1 protein-coding gene is annotated in these 378 nt (G+C 43.7%); it reads left to right on the forward strand.

The features are described from left to right. Positions 1-311: IS1 family transposase (locus ACYVTD_RS17820; RefSeq protein ID WP_461248953.1), on the forward strand; the 311-nt coding region annotated here is incomplete at its 5' end. Positions 312-378: the final 67 nt, after the last annotated feature.

Raw genomic sequence — 378 nt, forward strand, 5'->3', positions numbered from 1 at the left:
AGATAGTAGCGTATGTATGGGGGAAACGGGACTTAAAAACGGCGAAAAAGCTAAGGAGACGGCTAAAAGGGCTGGGGGTAACCTATGACCGGATAGCTTGTGACGAGTGGGACAGTTTTCTCACGGCGTTCAATGAAGACGAGAAATTAGTAGGAAAGGAATACACGTTAGGGATAGAAGGGAACAATTGCCGTTTACGGCATCGGATTAGACGGGCGTTTAGGAAGACATGTTGTTTTTCTAAGAAGTTGTTCAACCATTGGAAAGCATTTTCTATGGCTTTCTTTTACATCAATTACGGTTTCGTTTGACCTTCATCATACTTTTTAGATCACCACCAAAACGCCTATGCTGTCCCCTTTTGCCAATGCCTCTATC

Source organism: Treponema sp. R6D11 (assembly GCF_054786075.1).